The sequence below is a fragment of the Methylobacterium hispanicum genome (genome assembly GCF_022179285.1).
In the GTDB taxonomy this organism is placed as follows: domain Bacteria; phylum Pseudomonadota; class Alphaproteobacteria; order Rhizobiales; family Beijerinckiaceae; genus Methylobacterium; species Methylobacterium hispanicum.
Genome location: NZ_BPQO01000023.1, coordinates 1 through 25988, shown reverse-complemented (window position 1 = coordinate 25988; position 25988 = coordinate 1). Strand labels below are relative to the sequence as shown.

Here is a 25988-nt window from a genome sequence, read left to right as displayed (position 1 = left end):
CGTTCCCGGCGACCGAGCCACGAGACACCTTCACTTGCTGCGCTGGATACGATGACACGCTACCTCGTCGCGCGCGCCAACCTGCTGGTCTTCGGTGTGCTCGTTGTCATCCTCGCCCTGGTCGGCGTGCTGACCTGGGAGCGCCTGAACGAGTCGCGCGTCGCCCGCGAGTGGTCCCAGCACAGTTACCGCGTGCTCGGAACCACCAAGGACCTCGCCATCGCCCTGCGCGACGCCGAGCGCGGCCAGCGCGGCTACCTTCTCACCGGCCGGGACGAGTACCTCGGACCCTACAACGCCGCGCGCGACCGCATCAGCCTGCTCCAGGGCGAGCTCCAGAAGCTGACCGCCGACAACGGCGCCCAGCAGGAGCGCCTGCGTGCGCTGGCGCCGCTCCTGCAGCACAAGTTGGAGGAGCTCGCCCAGACCGTGCAGGCCCGTCGGGATTCCGGGCTGGAGACGGCCCTGCGCATCGTCAACACCGACACCGGCCGCAACGACATGCGCGAGGCGGAGAACGTGCTCGCCGCCATGCTCGGCGACGAGCAGCGGCTGCTCGACGTGCGCCTCGCCCAGAACGACGCCCGCGCCCGGTGGGTGCGCTGGCTCGTCATCGGCGGTTCGGCGCTCGCGGTCCTGACCCTGCTCTGGGCTGCGCGGCTCCTGAACCAGGCATGGTCGCGCTCCTTCAGGACCGAGGCCGAGCAACGCGACCTGGCGCTCCGCCTGCGCACCACGCTGGACAGCCTCAGCCAGGGCGTCGCCGTGTTCGGCCCGGACCGCAAGCTCGCGAGCTGGAACGCGTGCTTCCAGGTGCTGCTCGACCTGCCGAAGGCGATGCTCCGGCCAAGCACGACCTACGCCGCCTTCGTCGAGCACTCGGCTGAGCCGGGCCGCCCAGCGCTTGAGACCGAGGACCAGATCCGGCACGGCATCCGGAACCCGCGTGAGGCCGTCACCTACGAGCGCGAACGCGCGGACGGCCACCACCTTGAGATCCGCCGTACGCCGATGCCGGACGGCGGATTCGTGCTGACCATCTCAGACATGACCAAGCGCGCCCAGGCCGAGGGCGTGCTGCGCGAGGCCCAAAAGATGCAGGCCATCGGGCAGCTCACCGGAGGCATCGCGCACGACTTCAACAACCTGCTGCAGGTCATCCTCGGGAACCTGGAGTTCGTACGAGCCAAGCTCGAAGGCGACGCCAAGCTGCAGCAGCGGATCGAGCGAGCGGCCTGGGCGGCCCAGCGCGGGGCGACGCTGACCGCGCAGCTTCTTGCCTTCGCCCGCAAGCAACCGCTGGCACCCGCCGCCATCGACCTGGCCGCGACCATGCCGGACCTGGTGCCGCTCCTGCGCCGCACCCTGGGCGAGCACATCGAGGTGCGCTACGTCGAGACCGCCGGCCTATGGCCGGCCATGGCCGACCCCGCGCAGCTGGAGAGCGCCGTCCTGAACCTGGCGCTCAACGCGCGCGACGCGATGCCGGGCGGCGGCCGTCTCACCATCGAGCTCGGTAACAAGGTGCTCGACGAGGAGTACGCGCGGCACCATGCGGAGGTTGTGCCCGGCGACTACGCCATGGTGGCGGTGTCCGACACCGGCCACGGCATGACGACGGATGTGGTCGCGCGCGTGTTCGAGCCGTTCTTCACGACCAAGCCCGACGGCAAGGGCACGGGGCTCGGCCTCGCGATGGTGTTCGGCTTCGTCAAGCAGTCGGGCGGCCACGTGAAGATCTACTCGGAGCCCGGCGAGGGCACCACGGTGAAGCTCTACCTGCCGCGCGCGGTCGGGGCGGCCACACCGTCGCAACGGACGGGCGCGCCCATCGACCTGCCGCGCGGCACGGGTACGGTGCTGGTGGTGGAGGACGAGGCGGCGGTGCGCGAGATCGCCTGTGCCATCCTCGCCGACCTCGGCTACCGGGTACTGGAGGCGGCCGACGGCGAGGAGGCGCTGCAGGTGTTCGGCCAGAACACGACCGCCATCGACCTGCTGCTCACCGACGTGGTGCTGCCGGGCAAGGTGCGTGGCCGAGAGCTCTCGGAGCGCGTGAGGGCGGTCCGGCCGGAGGTACGGGTGCTCTTCATGTCCGGGTACACCGAGAACTCCATCGTGCACCACGGCCGGCTCGACGACGGGGTGCAGCTCATCGGCAAGCCCTTCAAGCGCGAGCAGCTCGCCCGCAAGGTCGCCGAGGTGCTCGGCGCTCCCGCCGAGACGAGGGGGCCCGGCAAGGTTGTGGAGCTCAGGCCGAGGCGCGACGCCTAACGGCGGTGTCGACGAGGGGCGTTGGCGCCCGGGCCGCAACCACCTAGCCCGGCTGACCCGCCTTCCCCTCGGCCTTGGTGAGATGTGCCTCGTGCTGCTGCTGAAGAACCTCGAAGGTGTCGCGGATTAGATGCCGAATGGCGCTGGGTACGTCGCGCGAGCGTTGGCCATGACCTGGTCGAGAAGGTCTGCCGCCTCCTGGCTAACGGGCTCGGGCAACGACCGCTTTCGGGCTTCCTCCGGCGGGACTGACGCGTCCGCTTCATCGGACGTTGCGGCGCGATCCCCGGACATCCTTGGCCGGGTAGGCCGTGCATCTTGTTCGGGCATCGTCGACGCACCTCCTCTATTGCCGACAGCATGGCGTCCCTGAACCGTCAGGCCATTTCGAGTTCGGTTTCCTCTGTCTCCAGCCAGCCTACACGCATCCGGGTCGGAAAGCGCGGCCAAGCGCATCCGACGGAAGTCGGCCGGAAAGGCACATCTGCACGGCCCGACGCGGCAAACCGACCAGGAACATCGCGAGCAAGGTCGTGTTGCAAGGGAAGCAGCCAACGGGAGCCACCGATGTCAGCACCGAGCAGCCTCAAGGAAGTCTATCTCGACGAGATGAAGGACCTTTGGTCCGCCAACGACCAGATGATCAGGACAGTCAAGGAGTTGGGTGGCCACGTCTCCGACCCCAAGCTCAAGCAGATGCTTGAGCACTCGGTTGGCGGCATCCAGAAGCACACCGACATCCTCAAGGACCTGATCCGGCAGAACGGCGGCGAGGCCGAGCCGGAGCACTGCAAGGGTATGGAGGGTCTCGTGACCGAGGCGAAGAAGCACGGCATCCAGGAGGCGCCGACCGACGGCAAGCTGCGCGACGTGGAGATCATCGCCCAGTACCAGCGCATGTCGCACTACGGCTTGGCGGGCTTCGGCTCGGCGGCGGCCTACGCCAAGGCCCTCGGCCGCTCCGAGGACGAGCAGAAGCTGAAGCAGGCGGTCGCGGAGATCTACGAGGGCGACGAGATCGCAAGCCAGCTCGCCGAGAGCCTGGAGCAGGTCGCGGCCTGAGCCGTCACGACCGAGGCGAGGCGGACGGCACCATGAGCGTATATGCCACCGCCCGTCGACCATGCTCCGATGCGGGCGACGAGTTGCGGAACGTCGGTCACTGGCGTTCCGTTGTCGTCCGCTCGGCCCTAGTCGGGGCCAGGATCTTGGAGGACTGGATGAGCATCTTTGGGTCGATCATGTCGAAGATCTTCGGCGGCAGCGCGAGCGCCCAGGCGGCGGCCCCGCACGCCTCGGAGGCGCCGAGCGTGTCGGCCGCGGCGCAGGGTTCGGGCGGTCCGACCGGCTCGGCCAGCAGCGCGGCCGCGCCCTCGATGAGCGGGGCGCCGTCCCCGGTCGCCGACGCTCCATCGGGAGCCGGGCAGGCGAACGTCGATGTCGGGCAGGTGCTCGCCGGCCTTGCCTCGAAGAAGGGCCAGGAGCTCGATTACAAGCGCTCCATCGTCGACCTCATGAAGCTGCTCGACCTCGACAGCAGCCTGCAGGCCCGCAAGCAGCTTGCGGACGAGCTGCACTACACGGGCGACAAGGAGGATTCGGCCTCCATGAACGTCTGGCTGCACAAGCAGGTGATCCAGAAGCTCGCCGAGAACGGCGGCAAGGTTCCCGACGACCTCAGGCACGCCTGACGGCAGGGGGGCGCCGGATACCCCTTTCGGCGCCCCCAAAAACCGTATGTTGCCCGGACAGCCTGACGAGGCGGCCGGGCACCCAGGCACCTGAGCTGTCGGGGGAGCCCAGCATGACACGCATCAGCAGGACCGCGAGCCCATGCCCTACAGGACCTTCGTAACCCTCGTGCTCGCGACCTCCAGCCTCGTCGTGGCGCAGTCCGCATTCACCATGGACCGGGAGGCCTTGAAGGCGCGCTGCAGCGGCGACTACGCCACGTACTGCGGCGACCTCCCGCCGGACGGCGACGAGGTCCAAGCCTGCTTCCGGAAGAACATGGCGAACCTCTCGCCGGCCTGCCGCACGGAGATCGACCGGAGCGGGAAGGATGGCAGGAAGGGTTGAGCCTCCCGGTTTAGGCCGACGCTCCCTAAGGGTGTGACGGCGGCAGGGGCATGCGCACGGACACCCGCAGGCCATCCGGAGCGAAGTCCACATCCACCTCGGCACCCGTCTGGGTGGCCAGGACCTTGTTGAGGAGCCGGTGGCCGAAGCCTTCGCGCGTGGGGTGCGGGTCGGGCGGGCCGTCGTGCTCGCTCCAGTCCCAGCGCAGGGCACGCCCGGCATGCCCATCCTCGACCCACCAGTTCACTTGGAGGCGGCCGTTCGGGTCGGCCAGCGAGCCGTGCCGCAGCGCGTTCGTGGTCAGCTCATGCAACGCCATGCCGACCGGCACGGCGAGCTCGGACGGCAGCACGACCTTGGGGCCCTCCAGGGTGAGGCGCCGCCTTTCGTCGTAGGGGTCGAGCTCCGCCCTCAGCAGTCCCTCGAACGAGGCGGCCTGGGCAAGGTCCTCGGTGATCAGCGCGTGGGTCCGGGCCAACGAGCCGATCCGCCCCGAGAACGCGCGGGTGAACTCGGCGACGGAGAGCGAGGAGCGGGCGGTCGCGTCCACCACCGCCTGGACCGTGGCGAGGGTGTTCTTCACTCGGTGGTGCAGCTCGCGCACCATCAGCGCCTGACGGTCCTCGCCGCCGCGCCGCTCGGTTATGTCGCGTTGGGCCGAGACCCAGTGCGAGATGCCCCCGTCGCCCTCGCGCACGGGCGTGATCAGCCACTCGACGACGTAGGTCGAGCCGTCCTTGCGGTAGTTCACCGCTTCGCCCTGGAACGGCTCGCCAGCGGCAAGGGCGGCGCGCATGCGGTCGAGGACGGCCCGATCCGTTCCGGGCCCCTGCAGAAGACGCGGCGTGAGACCCACGACCTCCTCGGCCCCGTAACCGGTCATGCGCGTGAAGGCGGGGTTCACGTACTCGATGCGCGGTCCCGGTTCGTCGAGGTCGGCCGAGGTGATCACGATGGCCTCGCCGGAGGCTTCGACGGCGGCCTGCAGGAGCCTTGGGTCCGGCTTGCCCGCCGTCGCGATGTCCCGAACCTCCAACGCCCCCTCCCGAACGGCCCCGTCCCAAGAGGCTGTCGGTAGAACCGTATTCATCGCCTCAGGTTGCCAACCTGCGTCGCCGGTGCACCGCACGCCTGGCCGCGCTAGCCGGACCGCCGCAGGCCCGGCAGATGGCACCGACGCCGACCACCCCAGCTCGCCGCATGGGCTTCCCCCCGCGTAAGGGCGAGACGCCGGCATGGATGGGTGGCTCGATGTCCCTTCGGCGGCGGAGGGCAAGCCGGCCTGGGCCCCTAGGAGATACAGCGTGACGCACGCGCCTCCGCAAACCCTTCGCCGCCACGGGTGTTGTCCGACATGACCTCGCGCGACGAGGGCGGACTTGGTTCCAAGGAGGTGCCATGACGGTCGGTCACGAGGAGGGTTGCCGTTACCTGCGGGAGCTGAAGGTGATGACCTCCTTCCGTCCGATCCCCGTCATTCCCAACCTGGAGGTCGCGCTGTTCCAGCGGTTGCAGGCTTTCGAGGTGGAAGCCAAGGCGGCCGGCGCCCCCAGGGAGGTCCTGAGCGCCATCGCGGCCGCACGCCTAGACCTGCGGCCGTGGCTCGGCTTGCCACGCGGCCACTGAGAACTGGGCTGCCGTGAATTCAACCCAATCGTCGTCGCGCTTCCTGGTGGCCGAGAGCGAGACGCCCGAGGCGCGTAAGAAGCGTCGCGAGAGCGTCGGCCGCTCCTCTGGCGAGACCTACCTCGACATCCTGCGCAGGCTCGCTCCCGGGGCCACCTGCGACCGCATCCAGCCGGCCGACGCCGATGCGGCTCTCCCACCCGGGGACAGCTTGGCCGAATACGACGCGGTGTTCCTCACGGGCTCGCCACTGCATCTCTACGAGGAGACGCCGGAGACCCGGCGAACGGTCGCCTTCATGCGGAGCGTGTTCGCTTCGGGCACGCCGGCCTTCGGCTCCTGCGCCGGGCTGCAGGTCGCGAAGGTCGCCGCCGGCGACAGCGTGCGCCCGAACGCGAGAAGGTTGGAGGCAGGGTTCGCGCGGCGGATCACGCCGACGGCGGATCACGCCGACGGCGGATGAGCGGTCACATCCACTGCTGGCGGGTCGGCCGGCGGCCTTCGACGCGCCGGCTATCCACACCGACGAGGTCGACGCGTTGCCACCGGGGGCCACTCTGCTCGCCGGCAATCGCCTCACTGCCGTGCAGGCCGCCGAGATCCGCTTCGACGGCGGCGTGTTCTGGGGTGTGCAGTACCATCCCGAGACCGGCCTGGACGAAGTGGCCGGTGCCCTGCGCCGACAGGCGGATAGCTTGGTCGAGGCCGGGCTCGCACGGGGCGAGGACGACGTGGAAGCCTACGCGCTGCAGGTCGATGCCTTGCACCGCGAGCCAAACCGGCGCGACCTCGCCTGGCGCCTCGGCCTGGACGAGCAGGTCACCGACGAGCGGCTCAGGCTGGCCGAGATGCGCAACTTCATCGGGGCGCTCGTCCGGCCCGGGCGGTGAGGGCTGACATCTGTGGATAGGCAGGACACCTCCCAGCCCGCGCGGAACGCGGCCTGCGGGGGACCGTTGCCTGTTGCCGCGGCGCCTCGTGCCGGTTCCGCGGGCATCTTTGCGACCTGCGTGCCGAGTTCCGATGCAACTGCCCCGAGACGATACCAACCATCCGCAGGCGGAAGCCTTCCGGGCCTTCATCCGCGACGCCGGCTTCCCCTGCGTCGGCGCCAAGTCGGCCCTGACCAAGGGCCAGATGCGGGTGCTGGTCGCCCGCGACATCACCTCGGCCTGGGACGACATGCGCATCTACCCGGCCTTGATGGCCTTCGCGGCGCGCTACCGCCGACAACCGGACCTGTTCCAGAGCTTCGCCGTCGTCTTCGAGGGGCCGAGCGACCTGGACGAGGAAGGATTCGAGCGGCACCTTTGGAACCGTGTGCAGTCCCTCGCCGACAAGGACGCCTGGCTCGGCCACCCCTGGGACGGGCGCGTCGCCCCCGAGCCGGACAGCCCACACTTCTCCCTGAGCTTCGCCGGCGAGGCGTTCTTCGTGGTCGGCCTGCACCCGAACGCCAGCCGGCCCGCCCGGCGGTTCTCGTCGCCGGCCCTGGTTTTTAACCTGCACGCCCAGTTCGAGCAGCTGCGCGAGGCCGGGCGCTACGAGAAGCTGCGCTCCTCCATCCTGCAGCGGGACGAGGCGCTGGCCGGATCGGTGAACCCGATGTTGGCCCGGCACGGCGAGGTGTCCGAGGCGCGCCAGTACAGCGGCCGGGTCGTGGACGAGGAGTGGCGATGCCCGTTCCGCCCGCGTGCGACGGACACCACCGCCTCCGGTACGGCCTGAGGCGACGTTGGCAGGGACCTCCGGCGCCGGGAGACGTTTCCCGAGCCGGCAGGGGCGCGCTCAAGGGAGCTTCGCGAATGGAACAGGGTGTGGCGACGGCGGTGCTTTGCATCGTCGCGGGCGGCATCGCAGCCCAGGTCATCGCTTCCCGTTTCCGCATTCCGGCCATCGTCCTCCTCCTCGGGCTCGGCTTCCTCGTCGGGCCGGTGCTCGGCCTCCTCCATCCGTCCCAGGCGTTCGGGCCAAACCTCCGTCCCCTGATCGGCCTGGCCGTGGCCATCGTGGTGTTCGAGGGCGGCCTCGCGCTCGACTTCCGCGAGTTGCGTGCCGCCGGCGAGGGCGTGCTCCGGCTCACCGCCATCGCCCTGCCCATCAACTTCGTGTTGGGCACGGTCGCCGCCCACCTCGTCGGCGGCATGCTCTGGGGGCCGTCGGCTGTGTTCGGGGCCATCCTTGTGGTGACCGGCCCGACCGTCATCCTGCCGCTGCTGCGCCACGCCCGCCTGGAGCGGCGCTCCGCCGCATTCCTGAGGTGGGAAGCCATCGTCAACGACCCGGTCGGCGCCATCCTGACCGCCATCGTCATCGAGATCCTGGTCGGCCTACCGCATCGGTCGGGCGAGGAGGCCGTGACGGACCTCGCGCTGCACCTCGCGGAAGGCGCCGGGGCCGCCGCGGTCCTCGGGGTCGGCTCGGCCTTCCTCGTGGCCTGGGCGTTCCGGCGCGACCTTGTCCCGGAGACCCTGAAGACGCCGCTCCTGCTGGCGCTGGCGCTCGTCGCCTACGCGGTGCCGAACCTCCTGATGCACGAGGCCGGGCTGATCGGCGCGACCGTGTTCGGCATCGCGCTCGCAAACCTGCACGTCCCGGGCATCGCAGAATTGCGCCGCTTCAAGGAGGCGCTGGTCGTCCTCCTGGTCTCCTGCCTCTTCGTCGTCCTCACCGCCGACCTCGACCTCACGGTGCTGGGCAAGCTCTCCCTGCCGGTCATCGCGTTGACGGCCACGACGCTGTTCGTGGTGCGGCCGGCGGCGCTTTGGCTGGCCACGTGGCGCAGCGACCTGACCTGGCGCGAGCGCCTGTTCGTCGGGTGGATCGGCCCGCGCGGCATCGTGGCGGCCGCGGTCGCCGGCCTCGCCGGCCCCAGGCTCAGCGAGGCGGGCTATGCGGGAGGCACCTGATCCAGCCGACGGTGTTCGCCGTCATCGTCGCGACCGTGCTCGCCCATGGGTTCTCGCTCGCGCCGCTGGCACGCCGGTTCGGGCTCTCGGTCGCCGCGGATGCGGAGCGGCTTGCCGTCGTCGGCGCCTCGCCCTGGTCAAGCGACCTCGCCCTGGCGCTGCACCGCGCCGGCGTGCCGGTGCTGCTGGTCGACACCTATCCCGGGGCCTTACGCGCGGCCCGGGCTGGCGGGGTGCCGACGCTGCAGGCTGAGCTCCTGTCGCGCGAGGCCGAGGAAGGGCTTGCCGACCAACCGCCGGACCGGCTGCTCGCGGCGACCCGGGACGAGCTCTACAACGCGCTCGTCTGCACGCGCCTCGCGCCGGAACTCGGCCGCGAGCGGGTCTACCAACTCGCGCCGTCCGCGGACCACCTCCTGCACGCGGAGACCGGCGTGAGCCGGGACTCGCGCGGGAAGGTGCTGGCGAACGGGTTCGACTTCGAGGCCCTGGCAGGGAGACACGCCGCCGGCTGGCGGTTCGTGATCGAGCTAGCCGGCTCAGAGGTCCGCGACGCGCGGTGCCTGCTCGTCATCCGGTCGGACGGGAGCCTCGACTTCCCCTCGCCGGACCACGAGATGGCCCGGACGGCGGACGGCGACCGTCTGCTCCTGCCAGCTCCCTCAGACGGGGCGCGTCATGGCGACGTCCGCGAGCCGGTCATGGCCGGCACGGCCTAGACCCGAAGGCACGGAACGCGCTGGGGCTGCAACGCTTCGGCGTCTGGCGCGTAGACATGCCGGGCACCGTTCAGGGTCGACAAGGAGCGAACCGGACATGGCGCATAAGGCGCTGCGCGAGCAGGTCATCGTCGTCACAGGCGCGTCGAGCGGCATCGGCTTGGCCACCGCCCACATGGCCGCCAAGCGCGGCGCCCGGGTGGTGCTCGCCGCGCGCAGCCAGGACGTGCTCGCCCGGGTCGCCGACGAGCTCGGCCCGAACGCAACCTATGTCGTCGCCGACGTAGGCCGGCGCGAGGACGTCCAGGCCATCGCCGACAAAGCAATCGCGACGTTCGGCGGCTTCGACACCTGGGTCAACGTCGCCGGCCTGACCGTCTACGGGCCGTTGCGCGAGATCGCCTACAAGGATCACGAGCGCCTGATCCAGACCAACCTCTGGGGTACGGTGAATGGCTCTCTGATGGCCGTCGAGCACCTGCGGAAACGCGGTGGCGCGCTGATCAATGTCGGCAGTATCGCATCCGACCTCGCCTTCCCGTTTCAGGGCCTTTACGCGACCTCGAAGCACGCGGTGAAGGGTTTCACCGACACCTTGCGCATGGAGCTCATCGCGGACCGGGCGCCGGTCTCGGTCACCCTCGTGAAGCCGGCGTCCATCGACACGCCGCTGCCGCAGCGTGCCCGCAACTACATGGACCGCGAGCCGACGCTGCCGCCGCCGATCTACCCGCCCGAGGAGGTGGCCAACGCCATCCTGCACGCCGCCGTGCACCCGCAGCGGGACATCTTCGTGGGCGGCGGCGGCAAGATGTTCGTGATGGGCAAGGAGTTCGCGCCGGGCGCCTACGACGAGCTGGCGCCGGCCATCATCGCCTTGCAAAAGCGTGCCGAGGAGCCGCGGGACCCGCAGGGCGCCCTCCATGCGCCGCGGCATGCCGGCGAGGTTCGCGGCGACCCGCCCGTCTACGTCGTGCGCACCAGCGCCTACACTCGGGCGACCTTGCACCCGCTGGCGACCGCCAGCGTGGTCGCCGCCGGCCTGGCCGCGACGGCCGCCGTGATCTTCGGCACGCGACCCAGGCAGCGCCGTCGCTGACCGGGTACGCGCCCGGATTACTGACCGAAACCGAACCCCCAACGAACGGAAGCGACCGACCATGAAAGCACTCACGTGGCAGAGCCGGGGCAAGATCACCTGCGAGACCGTGCCCGACCCCAAGATCGAGCACGGGCGCGACGTCATCATCAAGGTGACCGCCTGCGCAATCTGCGGTTCGGACCTGCACCTCATGGGCGGGTTCATGCCCACCATGGAATGCGGCGACGTCCTCGGCCACGAAACCATGGGCGAGGTCATCGAGGTCGGAAAGGACAACGCGAAGCTCAAGGTCGGCGACCGCATCGTGGTGCCCTTCACCATCTGCTGCGGCGAGTGCCGGCAGTGCAAGTGGGGCAACTGGAGCTGCTGCGAGCGCACCAACCCGAACGGCAAGCTCCAGGCCGAGACCTACGGCTACCCGCTCGCCGGCCTGTTCGGGTTCTCCCACATCACCGGCGGCTACGCGGGCGGCCAGGCCGAGTACCTGCGGGTGCCCTACGCCGACGTCGGGCCCATCGTGGTGCCCGAGGGCCTCACCGACGAGCAGGTGCTGTTCCTGTCCGACATCTTCCCAACCGCCTACCAGGCCGCCGAGCACTGCGACATCGGTCCTGAGGACACCGTCGCCATCTGGGGCTGCGGCCCGGTTGGCGTGCTGGCGGTGAAGTGCTGCTACCTGCTCGGTGCCAAGCGCGTCATCGCCATCGACAGCGTGCCCGAGCGCCTGGCGCTCGCCCGCGAGGCCGGCGCGGAGACCATCGACCTGTCCAAGGAGAACGTGCAGGACACGCTGATGGAGATGACCAAGGGCCTCGGCCCGGACTCGGTCATCGAGGCGGTCGGCATGGAATCCCACGGGGCGGACACCACGCTGCAGAAGGTCACCTCGGCCATCATGGAGCACACGGTCAGCCTTGAGCGGCCTTATGCGCTCAACCAGGCCATCCTCGCCTGCAGGCCCGGCGGAAACGTCTCGATGCCGGGCGTGTTCGCGGGTCCCGTCGGTCCCGTCGCCCTCGGCATCCTGATGAACAAGGGCCTGACCCTGAAGACCGGCCAGACCCACATGGTGAGGTACATGAAGCCGCTGCTGGAGCGCATACAGAACGGCGACATCGACCCCTCCTTCATCATCAGCCACCGCTCGACGAACCTTGAGGAGGGCCCGGCGCTGTACGACCTGTTCCGGGACAAGAAGGACAACTGCACCAAGGTCGTGTTCAAGCCGCACGGCTGACGCCACCCGGGTCATGGCCGGCGACGGCCTCAACGCACGAAGGCACGGATGTTGGACGACACACGCGACCTGGCCCTGGTCTTCGCCGGCGGCAACGCCGTCGGCGCCTACCATGCCGGGACCTACGAGGCGCTGCACGGCCACGGGCTCCGGCCCGATTGGGTCGTGGGCGCCTCCATCGGCGCGGTGACTGCCGCCATCGTCGCGGGCAACGCCCCCGAGGACAGGGTCGCCAAGCTCCGGGCGTTCTGGGACGAGGCGACCCTGGCCACGGGCCCGAGCCCGACCGGGCTGCTCAAGCCGCGCCAGGTCTACAACGGCCTGCACGCCCTCCTGGCGCTCGCCTGGGGGCGACCGAGCATATTCGGCCACCGGTTACCCGGCCTATGGTCGGCCCTCCCATGGGTGCCGAATGACGTGGCCCTGTTCGACAACAAGCCCCTGCTGCGGACCCTGGAGCGCCTCATCGACTTCGAGCGGCTGAACCGAGGCGGCACGCGCCTAACGGTGGGCTGCGTCGATATCGAGACCGGCGAGGAGGTCTACTTCGATACCGCACGCCAGGAGGTCCGGCCCGAGCACATCCTCGCCAGCACGGCCATCCTGCCCGCCTTTCCGCCCGTCGAGGTGGATGGCCGGGTCCTATGCGACGCGGGCTACACCAACAACCTGCCCCTCGACCCGCTCTTCGAGAACGAGCCGGAGCGGGACCTTCTCTGCATCGCCTCCGACCTGTTCTCCCTGCGAGCGCCGCGACCCGCCTCCCTCGACGCGGTTCTGGAGCGCGCCAACGACCTCATCTTCGCCAGCCCCCCGCGTCGGGCGATTGCGGGGCTGAGGCGAGAGTACGCGCTGCGGGAGCGGCTCGATCCCGCGGGACCGGCGGTGACGCTGCTTCACCTCGTCTACCAGACCGGCGCGGACGAGCTCGCGGCCAAGAGCTTCGACTTCTCGCCGTCTTCCATCCGCGACCGCTGGGCCGCAGGCCGCCGCGACGCGGAGCACGGCCTGGGGCTGCTGGGGCCCGGGAAGCGCGCGGGCGGCCGGTTCGGCTACCTGACCCTCCCGGACGGCCTCGTAGCGCCGAAGGCCACTACGCCTCAAGCGGCCTCCGCGGTCGCGTAGCGGAGACAGTGCTGGAGGTAGCCGACCTCGTGCCGGCCCGCGAGCTCGACTACGCTCGACCAGAGCCAACTCGGCGCCTGCGACCCGCCGTCCGTGCCTCGCAGGACCTCGTCACGCCAGCCCGAACGGGTGGCCTCGTCCATCTGCCAGCCGTGCGCATTGCCGACGACGTGGGCGAGGTAGTGCGCCGCCCGCACGGCCTCCTCGCGGCTGAACTGGTCGATGTCGAGTTTGAGGTCCTGGGGCGCGAGCTCGCGCATCACCACCGGCTTGCCGAGGAGGCTCACCGGCAGCATGCGCTCGCCCAGGTTCGGCGAGAGCGCCCGCGCCCCGGCCACGACGCGCTCGGCCGGGTCGGCGGGCATCTCCGCGCCCGGGGTTGCCGGTGCGGCGGGCTCGACGGCCTCCTTGAGGTCGACGAGCGCGAGCCTCCGCTTGCCCTGGTCCTCGATGCGCACGAGCGCGGCGTAGCGCAGGAACCCGAGTGAGGAGCAGCCCTTCATCCAGTACGCCGCGTCGATCAGGCGGACCATCGACTGGCCGCCGCGTCGGTTCAGCGCCAGGTACGAGGCTGCGCACCCGCTCCTCCTCGAACAGGCCTTGCAAGGCGCCCCGCTCTACATCGTCGAGCGCTCAGAACTTGCGACCGAGCGGGATGGAGGGCTCGACGTCCTTCAGACGCTCGCGGGCGAGGTGCTTCCACTCGCGTCCGAGGGCGCGCCGGCGCACGGTGCGCACCACGTCCGGCTCGGGCGGCGCCCCGTCCGCCTTGAAGCCAGCGAGGCCCTGCGCGTAGCCGCGGACCATCTCCTCCAGCATCCGGGCGGTGACCACGCCGGGCAGGTCGGAGCCGCGCGCGGCGCTCGCCAGCGACAAGCCGAGGCGAACGAGGTCGTGGGTCGGGTTGCCGACGACGGTCTGGTCGATGTCGCGGATCTGGATGTCTACACGCCCCTCCGCGTCGGCCAGCGGGCCCAGGTTGCCGAGATGGCAGTCGCCGCAGATCCAGACCGGAGGCCCTCCGGCAGGGTGCCGCGCGGGAGCCCATCGAGCCAGTCGTAGAACTGCAGGGTGTTGCCGCGGACGTAGGCGTGGGCCGACTTCGCCATCTTCAGCGTACGCTGCCGCTCCAGCACGGCGGCGCGTTCCTCAGGTCCGTAGCTTCCGGTCTCAGGCATCCCACCACCTACGCACACAAGGACCACCCCTGGCCGTGCCCATCAACGCACGAGAACATGTGGGCAACATGCGCTGTTTCGTCTTCGCTGTGGATTACCGAGGCGTGCCGCGCGTGCGGCGCGTTCTCGGTCGAGCCGCCCTATGTGGGAGGAGGCCGCCGGCCATTCGCCCACGCCGACACGGAATCCGTCGCGCATGATCCAGCCAACCCGCATCAAGCCGCTCAACGACCTGCCCGCGCGGGATGGCGCTTCCTACGTCCTGTACTGGATGGGGCTGTCCCAGCGCGCCCGCTTCAACCCGGCCCTGGAATACGCCGTCGAGGAGGCCAACGGGCGCGGGCTGCCGGTGCTGGTCTGCTACGGGCTCGCCGAGGGCATTCCCGAGGCGAACGCCCGCCACTGGGCCTTCCTGCTGGAGGGCATGGCCGAGGTCGGGCCTGAGCTCGCCAAGCGCGGCATCGCCTACGTCGCGCGCCGGCAGCCGCCGGTCGAGACCGCGCTCCTTTACGCGGCGGACGCGGCGCTCGTGATCTGCGACCGCAACTACCTGAAGCCGGTGCGTCGCTTCTACGCCGACTTCGCCGCCCGGGCGCCCTGCCGCGTGGTGCAGGTCGAGGGCGAGGTTGTGGTGCCCGTCGAGACCGCCTCGCCCAAGCACGAGGTCGCTGCCCGCACCCTGCGGCCCAAGATTCGCCGGCTCCTGCCCGAATACCTCGTGCCGCTGGAGGAACGGTCGGTCGCCCATCGGGCCGACCATCTCAGCTTCGAGAGCACGCTCGACCTCTCGGACGTGCCGAGGCTCGTTGCCAGCCTGAAGGCCGACCAGAGCGTGCGGCCGGTGCGACGCTTCAAGGGCGGCACCACGCAGGCCGAGGCGACGCTGAGCCACTACCTGGACGCCCGCTTCAACCACTATGCCCAGATCAGGGGGCGGCCGGAGGCAGGCGCGGCCTCGCACATGAGCCCGTACCTGCACTACGGCCAGATCTCGCCGGTCGCTATCGCGCTCAAGGTCCAGGCTGCCGCGACGGGCGGCGAGGACGACAAGGCGGCGTACCTGGAGGAGCTCATCGTCCGGCGCGAGCTCGCGATGAACCACATCTACTACGAGCCGAACTACGATTCCTACGAGGCCGCGCCGGCCTGGGCGCGCAAGACGCTGGATGCGCATCGCGGCGATCCGCGGCCTTACCTCTACACGCCCGAGCAGTTCGAGCGCGGGGAGACGCACGACCGCTACTGGAACGCGGCCATGATGGAGATGCGCGAGACCGGCTACATGCACAACCACATGCGCATGTATTGGGGCAAGAAGATCCTGGAGTGGTCGGCGTCGCCCGAGGAGGCGTTCGAGACGGCGCTGCGGCTGAACAACAAGTATTTCATCGACGGTCGCGACGCGAACTCGTTCACGAACGTGACCTGGCTCTTCGGCCTGCACGACCGCCCCTGGGGCCCGCGGCCAGTGTACGGGAACGTGCGCTCGCTGGGAGCGGCGACGCTCAAGAAGTTCGACGCAGACGGCTACGTGCGCGAGGTCGAGCGCCTCGCCGCCGAGGAGCGTTCCTGACCCGATCATCCAGGAAACGAGCCTCGTGCATCGGATTCCTGGGCATCCGCGTTACTGCACGGCTCCGGGACGCGTCGCAACACTCCGGGCCGCGTCGACACAACGAGGAGGCACCAGCCGTCATGGAGCCGGGTCGCGTCGTCATCGGCATCCACGGCCTCGCGAACAAACCGCCGGCCGACGAGAAGACGCGGTGGTGGAAGGCAGCCATCGCGGAAGGCTTGGCCCGCAACGAAGGGCTGGTCGATCCCGACTTCCTCTTCGAGTTCGTCTACTGGGCCGACTTGCGCTACGACGCGCCGCTTCCGGAGGACGACAATCGCGAGCCGTATCGTCCCTACGCCGGAGCCGGTCCGCTTCCCGGAGGCGAGGACGCACCGTCGGTCACGGCGAAGGATGTACTGGCACCCGTCTACGCCGGCATCGACCTCATCGAGGAGGCGACCGGCGTCACGCTCGTGGACGACGTCATCCTGGAACACCGCTTCGACGACCTCTGGCACTACCACTCGGAAGCGGGTTTCGCCCGCGACGTGCGGGCCCGGCTCATCGAGAGGCTGCGGGCGTACCGCGACCGTCGCATCCTGCTCGTGGCGCACTCGATGGGATCGGTGATCGCCTACGATGCGCTGCGGCTGCTGGAGCGCGAGGATCCCTCCCTGAAGGTCGAGCACCTCGTCACGGCCGGCTCTCCATTGGGCCTCGCCAAGGTGAAGCTCAAGTTCGAGGCCGAGCATGGGGCGATCAGGGTGCCGAACAACGTCTCGGCCTGGACCAACCTTGCCGACGGCGAGGACGTGGTCGCCATCATGGGGGCGCTCGACGCGGATTACGGGTCGAGCGACACCGGCGTGAGCATCGTCGACCGGCGGGTCGTGAACGGCTACCTGCGGCCCAACGGCGAGGCGAACCACCACAAGTCCTACGGTTACCTCCGCACGCCGGAGTTCTCGCGCGTGGCCCGTGCCTTTGCCGCGGTCCGAGACGAGGAGCGCTCCGAATGCGTTCAACCGCGCTTGCTAGCGTTTGCACCTCCTGAGGGCCTTGCCGCCACGGCATGAACGTGCACGCACGGCGGACGAGCCGGCGACACAGGTATACGCAGATGCCTGCGGCAGCGCTGGCCGAGCCGCTGCGGATCACGTGGCCGGTCTGCGCGCGGGCGATGACTTGGACGGCGGAGCCGGCGCGCTCCGTCGCCCGCGAGCCTTGCCTTTGAGGCTACTTGGGCGATCACTGTTCGGCAGGGCCCCGCTGGGGCGGCATGCCCGGAGCCGCATCGATGAAGGCCGGGAACGACAACCGCGTGGTACTTCTGGGCCTCGACCAGGCGCCCTGGGGCGTGGCGCTCGGGCATGACGCTGCGGCCGAGCATGTCGGCGATTGCGTTGGGCTGCGCGACTGGCTTGGGGTGCCCGACGACGCGGCGACGGTCGAGGACGGCCTCTGCCGCCCGAAAGGGCCAAGCCCCGATGGGTCCTCGTCCAGCACGACGACCCCAAGCTCGCGACCCTGCTGATCCTCAACGACCCCTTCGCCACCGATTGGCGGGCGAAGCAGAGGGGCATCCGGTTGCGCGACCTTCGGGACGGCGAGGCCTTCCACGGCGCGATCCAGGCGGACGACGCCCTCGTCACGGCGTACGACCAGGATGCCCTGGCGCTGGCGGCCTTCAGGCCCGCCGACCGCCAGCTTCTCGCGGACATGGCCGGTGCCCTGGTGGCCGGACGCCTTGCGTTCGCCGACGGCGGCGAGGTCGGGGTCGGCCCCGTGCTCGTGCTGGCCGACCGGGTCCCCGCGGACGCCTTGCTCCGGGCCATCGCGTCGACCGCGGCGTCCGGCACGCCGTACGGGGACGACGACGGCATCGTGTACGAGGTTCGGTCCCCTTGGAGCCTGGAGCCCCGCACATCGCCGGGACCCATCCGATAAGCCCGTCCGGCGGCAGACCGATGCGGGTAGCTGGGGATCCGTTGGTGCCGGGCGCGCAAGGGACGCGTACGATTCGAGAACGGGCTTGTGCCGTGTGCGGCATCTCTCCCACAAGAGGGGCCTGACTGCATGGGACGACAACCCCGGGATGGACGGCGAGCCGGCGAAAACAACGAACCTGTTTCCGGGCGGCGGCGGGATGGCCGCCCGGATGCGGGCGCACGACTGGTCCGCCACCGTCCTCGGGCCCGCCGAGGCGTGGCCGGCGGCGCTCGCCACCCTGGTGGGCGTCGCGCTCCAGGCCGCGGCCCCGATGGCGCTCTACTGGGGGCCCGACCTCGCCATCCTCTACAACGACGCCTGGGGCGCGCTCGTCGGAGGCAAGCATCCCGGCGCGCTGGGCCGCCCGGCGCGGGAGGTGTTCCCGGAGGCATGGCAGGAGCTCGAACCCATGTTCGCCCGGGTGCTCGCCGGCGAGGGCGCCGTGGAGGTGCAGGACCAGCGGCTGGTGCTCGACCGGGACGGCACGCCCGACGAGGTCTTCTTCACATACAGCCTCAACCCGGTCCTGGGTGCGGACGGGCGCGCCGCGGGCATCCTCAACGTGGCGCAGGAGACGACCGCGCGGGTGCGCGCCGCGGCCGGGTTGATCGAGAGCGAGGAGTGCTTCCGCTCCTTCGCGGAGAACTCGGCCGACGGTGCTCTGGATCGCCGACCCCGCGGGCGGCCGGCTGGAGTGGCTGAGCCCGGCCTACGAGCGGGTCTGGGGCGACCGGCGCGAGCTGGTGATGGGCGACCTCGGACGCTGGGCCTCGCTGGTGCACCCTGACGACCGTGCGCGCGCCTTCGCGGCCATGCCGCGCCTGCTTTCCGGCGAGACACACACGGTCGAGTACCGCATCGTGCGGCCCGAGGACGGGGCCGTGCGCCACATCCGCGACACCGGCTTCCCGATCCGCGACGCGGAGGGCTGCCTCCGGCATCTGGGCGGCATCGCGCAGGACGTCACCGAGGAGCACGCCCGCGAGGAGGCGCTGGAGCGGCGCATCGCCGAGCGCACGGCCGAGCGCGACCGGGTCTGGCGCAACTCGCGCGACCTGCTCGTCGTGGTCGGCGTCGACGGCGTCTTCCGCGCGGTCAACCCGGCCTGGAGGACGATCCTGGGCCACGACCCAGCGGAGGTGGTGGGCCGCAGCTTCCAAGAATTCGTCTGGCCCGAAGACGACGTCGTGACGCGCACGGCGCTGTCCTACGCCGCCACGGACGACGACCTCACCGCCTTCGAGAACCGCTACCGGCACGAGGACGGGACGCCGCGCTGGATCTCGTGGCACACCGCCACCGAGGGCGACATCGTCTACGCCTACGGACGCGCTGTCACCGCCGAGAAGGAGCGCGCGGTCGCCCTGCACGAGGCGGAGGAGGCGCTGCGCCAGTCGCAGAAGCTGGAGGCCATCGGGCAATTGACCGGTGGCGTGGCGCACGACTTCAACAACCTGCTGACCATCATCCGCTCGTCGGTCGACTTCCTGCGCCGGCCCGACTTGGCCGAGGCCCGCAAGGCCCGCTACCTCGACGCGGTCTCGGACACCGTCGACCGGGCCGCCAAGCTGACCGGGCAGCTGCTCTCCTTCGCGCGACGGCAGGCGTTGAAGGCGGAGGCGTTCGACCTCGTTGCCGTTCTGCGCGGCGTGGCCGAGATGCTCGACACGGTCACGGGCGCGCGCATCCGGGTCGTCACCGAATTGCCGGATGCGCCCTGCTTCGTGCGCGCCGACCGCAGCCAGTTCGAGACCGCGCTGGTGAACATGTCCGTCAACGCCCGCGACGCGATGGACGGAGAGGGCACTTTGACGCTGCGCCTGGCCTGCGGGGTCGGCAAGCCCGCCATCCGCGGACATGCCCCAGCGCCCGAGCCCTTCGCCGCCGTGTCCATGACGGACACCGGCTCCGGCATCCCGGCCGACGTGGTCGGGCGCATCTTCGAGCCGTTCTTCACCACGAAGGAGGTCGGCAAGGGGACCGGGTTGGGCTTGAGCCAGGTGTTCGGCTTCGCCAAGCAGTCCGGCGGTGACGTCGACGTCGCGAGCGCACCCGGACGCGGCTCGACCTTTACCCTGTACCTGCCGCAGGTCGACGCCGCCCGGGGCGAGGAGCTGCGGACCGTGGAGCCCGACGCCGCGGACGGCGGCACGGGCCAGCGCGTGCTTGTCGTCGAGGACAACGTGGAGGTGGGGCGTTTCGCAACCCAGATCCTGGAGGACCTCGGCTACGAGACGACCTGGGCGGCGAACGCCGGAGAGGCCCTGGCGCATCTCGGCCCGGACGGCGCGGGGTTCGACGCGGTGTTCTCGGACGTGGTGATGCCGGGCATGAACGGGGTTGAGCTTGCGCGCGAGATCCGGCGCCGCTTCCCGAGCCTTCCGGTGGTCCTGGCGTCCGGCTACAGCCACGTGCTGGCGCAGGAGGGCGGCCACGGCTTCGAGCTCCTGCACAAGCCCTACTCGGCCAGGCAGCTCTCGCACATCCTGCAGCGCGTGACTGGGGGGCGCGGCGGCCCGTGACGGCAGGACCCGAGCTCAACGACCCTGCCACACGGAGCGCCGCAAACTCGCCACCACCACGTATCATGGCCCCCACCGAATCCTTGGCCGGGGGGAAGACAACCCTGCCCGCCGCTTTCCCGATCCAGGCCCCACCGCAGAGCATGTCCGAGACCTCCCCATCCACGACCGCCGCCTTTCTGTCGGGAGGCGGGCAGATGGGGGAGCGCATGCGGGCCAACGACTGGTCGTCCTCGCCGCTCGGTTGGCCGGAAACCTGGCCGCAGGCGCTGCGCTCGGTCGCGAGCCTGATGCTCGGCTCCAGGTTCCCGATGTTCGCCGCCTGGGGGCCGGACCTCGCCTTCGTCTACAACGACGCCTACGCGGAGATCCTGGGCGACAAGCACCCGGCTGCCCTCGGTCGCCGCTTCCGCGAGATCTGGCCCGAGATCTGGGAGGCCATCACGCCCTTCGTCGACAGCGCGATGGCCGGCGAGGCGACCTGGGCCGAGAACCTGCCGTTCACGATGAACCGCCACGGCTACGACGAGCAGACCACCTTCACCTTCTCCTATTCGCCGATCCGGAACGAGGACGGCACGGTGGGCGGCATGTTCTGCTCCTGCACCGAGACCACAGCCAGGGTCAGGGCCGAGGAGGCCCTGCGCGCCAGCGAGGCACGGGCCTCGGGCTTGCTGGAGGGCATGGGCGAGGGCTTCATGCTCCTCGACCAAGACTTCCGCATCCTCCAGATGAACGCCGAGGGCCTCCGGCTGGAGGAGAGGCCGCCGGATCAGGTCGTCGGCCGCTCGCACTGGGAGGTCTACCCGGGCTCCGAGGCCATGCCCATCGGGCAGATGTACCTGCGCGTGATGCGGGAGCGCGTCTCACGGACGCTGGAGCACCGCTATGTCTGGCCGGATGGGCACGCCGTCTGGCTGGAGGTGCGCGCCTACCCGCACCCGGAGGGGCTAGCGCTGTTCTACCGCGACGTGACCGAGCGCCGGGAGCGCGAGGACGCGCTGCGCGAGGCCGAGGCGCGGTTCCAGACCATCGCCAACTCCATCGACCAGATGGTTTGGTCGACGAGGGCGGACGGCTACCACGACTACTACAACCAGCGTTGGTACGACTTCACCGGCGTGCCGGCTGGCACCACGGACGGCGCGGCGTGGGAGGGCATCGTCCATCCCGACGACCGGGAACGGACCTGGGAGGTGTGGAGCGCGTCCCTCGCGAGCGGCGAGCCCTACCGGATCGAGTACCGCCTACGCCACCATACCGGGCAGCATCGATGGACGCTCGGCCGCGCCCTGCCGATGCGCGACGCCACAGGGCAGGTCACCCGCTGGTTCGGGACCTGCACCGACATCCAGGACATCGTCGAGGCGCGGGACGTGCTCGCACGCTCGCGTGAGGAGCTCGAAGGCCTCGTCACCGAGCGCACCGCCGACCGCGACCGCATGTGGCGGCTCTCCACCGACATCATGCTCGTCGCGCGCTACGACGCCACCATCGAGGCGGTGAATCCGGCCTGGACGACGCTGCTCGGCTGGGACGAGCGCGACCTCGTCGGCGGCGCGTTCATGGATCTCGTTCACCCGGACGACGTCGCGCCCACGCTAGCCGAGGTCGGCGAGTTGTCCGAGGGCCGGACCACCCTGCGCTTCGAGAACCGCTACCGGCACAAGGACGGCAGCTACCGCTGGCTCTCGTGGACAGCCGTACCAGCCGAGGACCGCATCCACGCGGTCGGGCGGGACGTCACGGCCGAGAAGGAGGCGGCGCAGGCGCTCGCCGAGACCGAGGAGGCGCTGCGGCAATCGCAGAAGATGGAGGCGGTGGGCCAGCTCACCGGCGGCATCGCCCACGACTTCAACAACCTGCTCACCGGCATATCCGGCAGCCTGGAACTGCTGCAGACGCGCATGAGCCAGGGCCGCCTGACCGAGATCGACCGGTACATGACGGCCGCGCAAGGGGCGGCCAAGCGGGCCGCCGCGCTGACGCATCGCCTGCTCGCCTTCTCGCGGCGGCAGACCCTCGAACCGAGACCGACCGACGTGAATGGCCTCATCCATGGCATGGAGGAACTCATCCGCCGGACCGTGGGCCCGGCCGTCCACATCGAGGTGGTCGGCGCAGGCGGCCTCTGGCCGGCGCTGGTGGACCCGGGCCAGCTTGAGAACGCGCTGCTGAACCTGTGCATCAACGCCCGCGATGCCATGCCCGAGGGCGGACGCATCACGGTCGAGACTGCAAACCGGTGGCTCGACCACCATGCCGCCCGCGAACGCGACCTGCCACCGTGACAATACCTATCGCTCTGCGTCACCGACACCGGCACGGGGATGAGCGCGGATGTGGTCGCCAAGGCGTTCGACCCGTTCTTCACCACCAAGCCCATCGGCCAGGGTACCGGACTTGGTCTCAGCATGATCTACGGCTTCGCCAAGCAGTCCGGCGGGCAGGTGCGCATCTACTCGGAAATCGGGCAGGGCACGACCGTGTGCCTGTACCTGCCGCGCCACCACGGCGACGTCTCCGCCGCCGGGGACCTTCCGGACCTCGCCGACGCGCCCAGGGCCGAGCCAGGGGAGACGGTGCTCGTCGTCGACGACGAGCCGTCCGTGCGCATGCTGGTGGCCGAGGTGCTGGAGGACCTGGGCTACGCGGCCATCGAGGCGGCGGACGGCCCGTCCGGCTTGCGGGTGCTGCAGTCGGACGCGCGCGTCGACCTGCTGATCACCGACGTGGGCCTGCCCGGCGGCATGAACGGTCGGCAGGTGGCGGACGCGGCCCGGGTGACACGGCCCGGCCTGAAGGTGCTCTTCATCACCGGCTACGCCGAGAACGCGGCGGTGGGTAACGGCTACTTGGAGCCCGGCATGCAGGTGCTCACGAAGCCGTTCGTGATGGAGGCCTTGGCGTCGCGTATCCGGGACATGATCGAGGCGTGACCCATATCTGTCGGCTGCGACGAGGTTTGAGGGAGCGGGGACGCGTGGCGGCCATGGCCGAGGCATGGAGGGATAGGTGCGACGCGGAGAAGGGTAGCGGACAATGACCCTTGCTGAAGCCGCGGCCACGCTGTTCCGGGGTACTGGGGAGGTCCGGGCGCTCGCGCGCGGCCTCGACTGGTCGGCGACGCCTCTTGGTCCCGTGGCCGCCTGGCCGCAGAGCCTGCGCTCGACCGTTCGCACGCTCCTGTCCTCGCAGTACCCGATGATCCTGACGTGGGGCCCCGAGTTCACCCAGGTCTACAACGACGCCTACGCCAAGCTCATCGGCGCCGGGCACCCCAACGCGCTCGGCGGCGACATCCGTGTCACGCTGGCGGCGTCCTGGGACACGCTTGGCCCGATGATCGCCCGCGTGATGCAGACCGGCGAGGCCAACTGGACGGCGGCCCTGCCGCTCTTGATGGAGCGGGCCGGCTACCGGGAGGAAGCCTACTTCAGCGTCTCTCATGCGCCGGCCGAGGACGACGACGGCCGCATCGTCGGCATGCTGGCGGTGTGCAGCGAGGTCACCGCCCAGGTCGTGGGCGAGCGTCGGCTCGGCCTGCTGCGCGACCTGGCGGCCAACGCGGGCGAGACCCGTAACGTCGACGCGACCTGCGCGGACGTAGCCCGCGCGCTGTCCGGCGAGAGGCTCGACGTGCCCTTCGCGCTCGTCTTCCTGCGCGAGCCCGACGGCAGCCTGCGTCAGGGCGCGGCTGTCGGAATCGATGCCGCCCATCCCCTGGCCTCGGCGGAGGCAGGGGCGACCTGGCCCTTTGAGCGGGCGCTCGCAGGCGAGACCGTAGGGGTGGGCGGCCTCGGCACGACCCTCGGCATGGCGGGAGGGTTGTGGGGCGACCCCGTGGAGGACGCGCTGGTCGTGCCGCTCGCGGGCGAGGCCGGCTCGGAGCCGCTGGGCGTGCTGATCCTCGGCGTGAGCCCGAGCCGCGCGCTCGACGAAGGCTACAGGGGCTTCCTCGATCTCGTGGCGGGGCAGGTCTCGACGGCGCTCCGCAATGCGCGCGCCTACGAGGAGGAGCGGCGACGCGCCGAGGCCCTGGCCGAACTTGACCGCGCCAAGACGCGGTTCTTCTCCAACGTCAGCCACGAGTTCCGCACCCCGTTGACCTTGATGCTCGGCCCCCTTGAGGAGGCCTTGCGGGACCCCGGCATCGCGCCCGGGAGCCGCAAGGAGCTTGAGGTGGCCCACCGGAACGCCCTCCGGCTACTCAGGCTCGTCAACACCTTGCTCGACTTCTCGCGCGTCGAGGCCGGACGCGTCGAGGCGACCTTCGCGCCGGCCGACCTCGCGGCCCTGACGGCGGACTTGGCGAGCACCTTCCGCTCGGCGGTCGAACGGGGCGGCCTTGCCCTACGCGTCGACTGCCTTCCGCTTCCAGAGACCGTCTTCGTCGACCGGGACATGTGGGAGAAGGTCGTCCTCAACCTGTTGTCCAACGCCTTCAAATTCACCTTCCACGGCAGCATCGACGTCCGGCTCGGGCCGGGTCCGGCAGACGTATGCCTGACGGTGGCCGACACCGGTGTCGGAATTCCCGCCGAGGCGTTGCCGCACGTCTTTGACCGCTTCCACCGCATCGAGGGCACCCGCAGCCGCTCGCACAAGGGCTCGGGGATCGGCCTCGCGCTCGTGCGCGACCTCGTCTCCCTCCACGGCGGGGACGTCGAGGTTCGCAGCACGCTTGGTCAGGGCACGACCTTCACGGTGACCCTTCCCTTCGGGCGCTCCCACCTGCCCGCTGACAGGGTCGTCGAGGCAGGGGCGGCACCCGACGAAGGCCAGGCCCGCGGTTACGTCGAGGAAGCCTTGCGATGGCTGCCCCAAGTGCCGTCCAACGTCGTATCCCTTCGGGGCTCGCTCGAAGAGGCACCCTCCGGGGATGGTCGGCCCCGCATCGTCCTGGCCGATGACAACGCCGACATGCGTGCCTACGCCGAGCGCCTGCTCGGGCGGGACCACCAAGTGGTCGCGGTCGGTGACGGCGCCGCCGCCCTGGAAGCGTTGCGCAAGGCGCCGGCGGACCTGCTGCTCACCGATGTGATGATGCCGGTGCTCGACGGCATCGCGCTGACCCGGGCAGTCCGGGCCGATCCCGCCCTACGCACGGTGCCGGTGATCATGCTCTCCGCCCGCGCGGGCGCCGAGGCCGGCGTCGAGGGATTGGAGGCCGGCGCGGACGACTACCTCGTGAAGCCGTTCTCGGCGCGGGAGCTCCAGGCGCGCGTCCGGGCCAACCTGGAGCTGTCGCGCCTCCGTGCCGAGGCACAGGAACAGGCTGTGCAAACGCGCAAGATGGACGCCATCGAGCAACTGACGGGAGGCGTCGCGCACGACTTCAACAACCTGCTCGCCGCGGTGATGGGCTCCTTGGAGCTTGCCGAGCGCAAGGTCACGGACGAGCGCGCGTTGCGTCTCCTGCACAATGCCATGCAGGCCGCGCAGCGCGGTGCCAGGCTCACTGAGCAACTGCTCGCCTTCTCTCTCAAGCAGCGCCTGGAAGCACACCCCGTCGACCTCAACGGCGTGCTCTCCGCCATGGCCGAGCAGCTACACCGGACCTTAGAGCCTGTTTGAGGACGAAACCTCAGGCTGGATTGTTGAGGGCGTTGGCGGCCATGAGGCAGGCGACGCAGGCAAGACGGCCGGTCGCGACATCAAGGCGGCCGG

At 70.2% G+C, this 25988-nt stretch carries 23 protein-coding genes and 2 pseudogenes; 21 read left to right on the top strand and 4 right to left on the bottom strand.

The features are described from left to right. Positions 1-51: 51 nt before the first annotated feature. The 4 genes from MFF56_RS22555 (at position 52) to MFF56_RS22540 (ending at position 4353) form a co-directional block, all read left to right on the top strand. Positions 52-2274, top strand: a complete 2223-nt coding sequence (locus tag MFF56_RS22555; protein WP_012452124.1) for a CHASE3 domain-containing protein — start codon at positions 52-54, stop codon at positions 2272-2274. 567 nt (positions 2275-2841) lie between these two features. Then, the gene (locus tag MFF56_RS22550) at positions 2842-3336 is read left to right on the top strand and encodes a YciE/YciF ferroxidase family protein (RefSeq protein WP_012452123.1); all 495 of its coding nucleotides are present in this window, start codon (positions 2842-2844) and stop codon (positions 3334-3336) included. 158 nt (positions 3337-3494) lie between these two features. Next, complete coding sequence (locus tag MFF56_RS22545; protein WP_041370935.1) at positions 3495-3965, top strand: DUF3597 domain-containing protein; 471 nt, start codon at positions 3495-3497, stop codon at positions 3963-3965. A 142-nt stretch (positions 3966-4107) separates the two neighbouring features. Continuing rightward, positions 4108-4353: a hypothetical protein gene (locus MFF56_RS22540; protein WP_012452121.1), complete on the top strand. Its 246-nt coding sequence runs from the start codon at positions 4108-4110 to the stop codon at positions 4351-4353. Between the two features lie 25 nt (positions 4354-4378). On the opposite strand, the gene MFF56_RS22535 is transcribed toward MFF56_RS22540, so the two are convergent. Continuing rightward, positions 4379-5389 (bottom strand): HWE histidine kinase domain-containing protein, encoded by a 1011-nt coding sequence (locus tag MFF56_RS22535; RefSeq protein ID WP_238231198.1) that lies wholly within the window; start codon positions 5387-5389, stop codon positions 4379-4381. Between the two features lie 362 nt (positions 5390-5751). Here MFF56_RS22535 and MFF56_RS22530 point away from each other — a divergent pair, with 362 nt between their 5' ends. From MFF56_RS22530 to MFF56_RS22490, 9 genes are all read left to right on the top strand, one after another. Next, positions 5752-5979, top strand: coding sequence for a hypothetical protein (locus MFF56_RS22530; protein ID WP_163190483.1), 228 nt, complete (start codon positions 5752-5754; stop codon positions 5977-5979). 13 nt (positions 5980-5992) lie between these two features. Beyond that, positions 5993-6442 (top strand): glutamine amidotransferase-related protein, encoded by a 450-nt coding sequence (locus tag MFF56_RS22525; protein WP_238231196.1) that lies wholly within the window; start codon positions 5993-5995, stop codon positions 6440-6442. 76 nt (positions 6443-6518) lie between these two features. Then, on the top strand, positions 6519-6869 hold the full coding sequence (locus tag MFF56_RS22520; protein WP_238231194.1) for a type 1 glutamine amidotransferase family protein: 351 nt from the start codon (positions 6519-6521) through the stop codon (positions 6867-6869). Between the two features lie 133 nt (positions 6870-7002). Further along, positions 7003-7707 carry a guanitoxin biosynthesis heme-dependent pre-guanitoxin N-hydroxylase GntA gene (gntA, locus tag MFF56_RS22515; RefSeq protein ID WP_238231192.1) on the top strand — a complete coding sequence of 235 codons (705 nt, stop codon included), beginning with the start codon at positions 7003-7005 and terminating at the stop codon, positions 7705-7707. Between the two features lie 77 nt (positions 7708-7784). Continuing rightward, positions 7785-8888 carry a cation:proton antiporter gene (locus MFF56_RS22510; protein WP_158022264.1) on the top strand — a complete coding sequence of 368 codons (1104 nt, stop codon included), beginning with the start codon at positions 7785-7787 and terminating at the stop codon, positions 8886-8888. An 11-nt stretch (positions 8889-8899) separates the two neighbouring features. After that, entirely contained in the window at positions 8900-9607 is a 708-nt protein-coding gene (locus MFF56_RS22505) for a cation:proton antiporter (protein WP_238231190.1), read from the top strand. Between the two features lie 97 nt (positions 9608-9704). Further along, entirely contained in the window at positions 9705-10706 is a 1002-nt protein-coding gene (locus MFF56_RS22500) for an SDR family oxidoreductase (protein ID WP_012452116.1), read from the top strand. Between the two features lie 61 nt (positions 10707-10767). After that, the gene (locus MFF56_RS22495) at positions 10768-11946 is read left to right on the top strand and encodes a zinc-dependent alcohol dehydrogenase (RefSeq protein WP_012452115.1); all 1179 of its coding nucleotides are present in this window, start codon (positions 10768-10770) and stop codon (positions 11944-11946) included. A gap of 48 nt (positions 11947-11994) precedes the next feature. Next, positions 11995-13071 carry a patatin-like phospholipase family protein gene (locus tag MFF56_RS22490; protein WP_012452114.1) on the top strand — a complete coding sequence of 359 codons (1077 nt, stop codon included), beginning with the start codon at positions 11995-11997 and terminating at the stop codon, positions 13069-13071. On the opposite strand, the gene MFF56_RS32330 is transcribed toward MFF56_RS22490, so the two are convergent. The 3 genes from MFF56_RS32330 to MFF56_RS32320 form a co-directional block, all read right to left on the bottom strand. Next, positions 13047-13628, bottom strand: coding sequence for a DUF2252 family protein (locus MFF56_RS32330; protein ID WP_373324154.1), 582 nt, complete (start codon positions 13626-13628; stop codon positions 13047-13049). The two genes, MFF56_RS22490 and MFF56_RS32330, sit on opposite strands and share 25 nt — an antisense overlap. Before the next feature lie 76 nt (positions 13629-13704). Continuing rightward, the gene (locus MFF56_RS32325) at positions 13705-14127 is read right to left on the bottom strand and encodes a DUF2252 family protein (protein ID WP_338101734.1); all 423 of its coding nucleotides are present in this window, start codon (positions 14125-14127) and stop codon (positions 13705-13707) included. After that, entirely contained in the window at positions 14016-14249 is a 234-nt protein-coding gene (locus tag MFF56_RS32320; protein WP_338101732.1) for a DUF2252 family protein, read from the bottom strand. The genes MFF56_RS32325 and MFF56_RS32320 overlap by 112 nt, the downstream gene beginning before the upstream one ends. Positions 14250-14445: 196 nt before the next feature. Between MFF56_RS32320 and MFF56_RS22480 the strand changes: the two genes are divergently transcribed. From MFF56_RS22480 to MFF56_RS22445, 8 genes and pseudogenes are all read left to right on the top strand, one after another. After that, on the top strand, positions 14446-15822 hold the full coding sequence (locus tag MFF56_RS22480) for a deoxyribodipyrimidine photo-lyase (RefSeq protein WP_041371810.1): 1377 nt from the start codon (positions 14446-14448) through the stop codon (positions 15820-15822). Positions 15823-15944: 122 nt separating this feature from the next. Continuing rightward, on the top strand, positions 15945-16883 hold the full coding sequence (locus tag MFF56_RS22475; RefSeq protein WP_012452111.1) for a lipase family protein: 939 nt from the start codon (positions 15945-15947) through the stop codon (positions 16881-16883). A 221-nt stretch (positions 16884-17104) separates the two neighbouring features. Further along, positions 17105-17341, top strand: a complete 237-nt coding sequence (locus MFF56_RS22470; protein WP_012452110.1) for a hypothetical protein — start codon at positions 17105-17107, stop codon at positions 17339-17341. Between the two features lie 53 nt (positions 17342-17394). Next, positions 17395-17754, top strand: a complete 360-nt coding sequence (locus tag MFF56_RS22465; protein WP_012452109.1) for a hypothetical protein — start codon at positions 17395-17397, stop codon at positions 17752-17754. Positions 17755-17902: 148 nt separating this feature from the next. Further along, positions 17903-18328, top strand: a pseudogene (locus MFF56_RS32405) (PAS domain-containing protein); the annotation flags it as partial. Between the two features lie 124 nt (positions 18329-18452). Continuing rightward, positions 18453-20318: a hybrid sensor histidine kinase/response regulator gene (locus MFF56_RS22455; protein WP_423452050.1), complete on the top strand. Its 1866-nt coding sequence runs from the start codon at positions 18453-18455 to the stop codon at positions 20316-20318. A gap of 143 nt (positions 20319-20461) precedes the next feature. After that, a pseudogene (locus tag MFF56_RS22450) lies at positions 20462-23257 on the top strand (hybrid sensor histidine kinase/response regulator). Between the two features lie 103 nt (positions 23258-23360). Next, on the top strand, positions 23361-25895 hold the full coding sequence (locus tag MFF56_RS22445) for an ATP-binding protein (RefSeq protein ID WP_238231185.1): 2535 nt from the start codon (positions 23361-23363) through the stop codon (positions 25893-25895). The last annotated feature ends 93 nt before the right edge of the window (positions 25896-25988 follow it).

Coding starts and splice junctions, on each gene's coding strand:
- MFF56_RS22540 (WP_012452121.1), top strand. CDS start 4,108: ATGCCCTACAGGACCTTCGTAACCCTCGTGCTCGCGACCTCCAGCCTC.
- MFF56_RS22510 (WP_158022264.1), top strand. CDS start 7,785: ATGGAACAGGGTGTGGCGACGGCGGTGCTTTGCATCGTCGCGGGCGGC.
- MFF56_RS22480 (WP_041371810.1), top strand. CDS start 14,446: ATGATCCAGCCAACCCGCATCAAGCCGCTCAACGACCTGCCCGCGCGG.
- MFF56_RS22555 (WP_012452124.1), top strand. CDS start 52: ATGACACGCTACCTCGTCGCGCGCGCCAACCTGCTGGTCTTCGGTGTG.
- MFF56_RS22550 (WP_012452123.1), top strand. CDS start 2,842: ATGTCAGCACCGAGCAGCCTCAAGGAAGTCTATCTCGACGAGATGAAG.
- MFF56_RS22445 (WP_238231185.1), top strand. CDS start 23,361: ATGACCCTTGCTGAAGCCGCGGCCACGCTGTTCCGGGGTACTGGGGAG.
- MFF56_RS22495 (WP_012452115.1), top strand. CDS start 10,768: ATGAAAGCACTCACGTGGCAGAGCCGGGGCAAGATCACCTGCGAGACC.
- MFF56_RS22530 (WP_163190483.1), top strand. CDS start 5,752: ATGACGGTCGGTCACGAGGAGGGTTGCCGTTACCTGCGGGAGCTGAAG.
- MFF56_RS22470 (WP_012452110.1), top strand. CDS start 17,105: ATGAAGGCCGGGAACGACAACCGCGTGGTACTTCTGGGCCTCGACCAG.
- MFF56_RS22490 (WP_012452114.1), top strand. CDS start 11,995: ATGTTGGACGACACACGCGACCTGGCCCTGGTCTTCGCCGGCGGCAAC.
- gntA (WP_238231192.1), top strand. CDS start 7,003: ATGCAACTGCCCCGAGACGATACCAACCATCCGCAGGCGGAAGCCTTC.
- MFF56_RS22500 (WP_012452116.1), top strand. CDS start 9,705: ATGGCGCATAAGGCGCTGCGCGAGCAGGTCATCGTCGTCACAGGCGCG.
- MFF56_RS22475 (WP_012452111.1), top strand. CDS start 15,945: ATGGAGCCGGGTCGCGTCGTCATCGGCATCCACGGCCTCGCGAACAAA.
- MFF56_RS32320 (WP_338101732.1), bottom strand. CDS start 14,249: ATGCCTGAGACCGGAAGCTACGGACCTGAGGAACGCGCCGCCGTGCTG.
- MFF56_RS22545 (WP_041370935.1), top strand. CDS start 3,495: ATGAGCATCTTTGGGTCGATCATGTCGAAGATCTTCGGCGGCAGCGCG.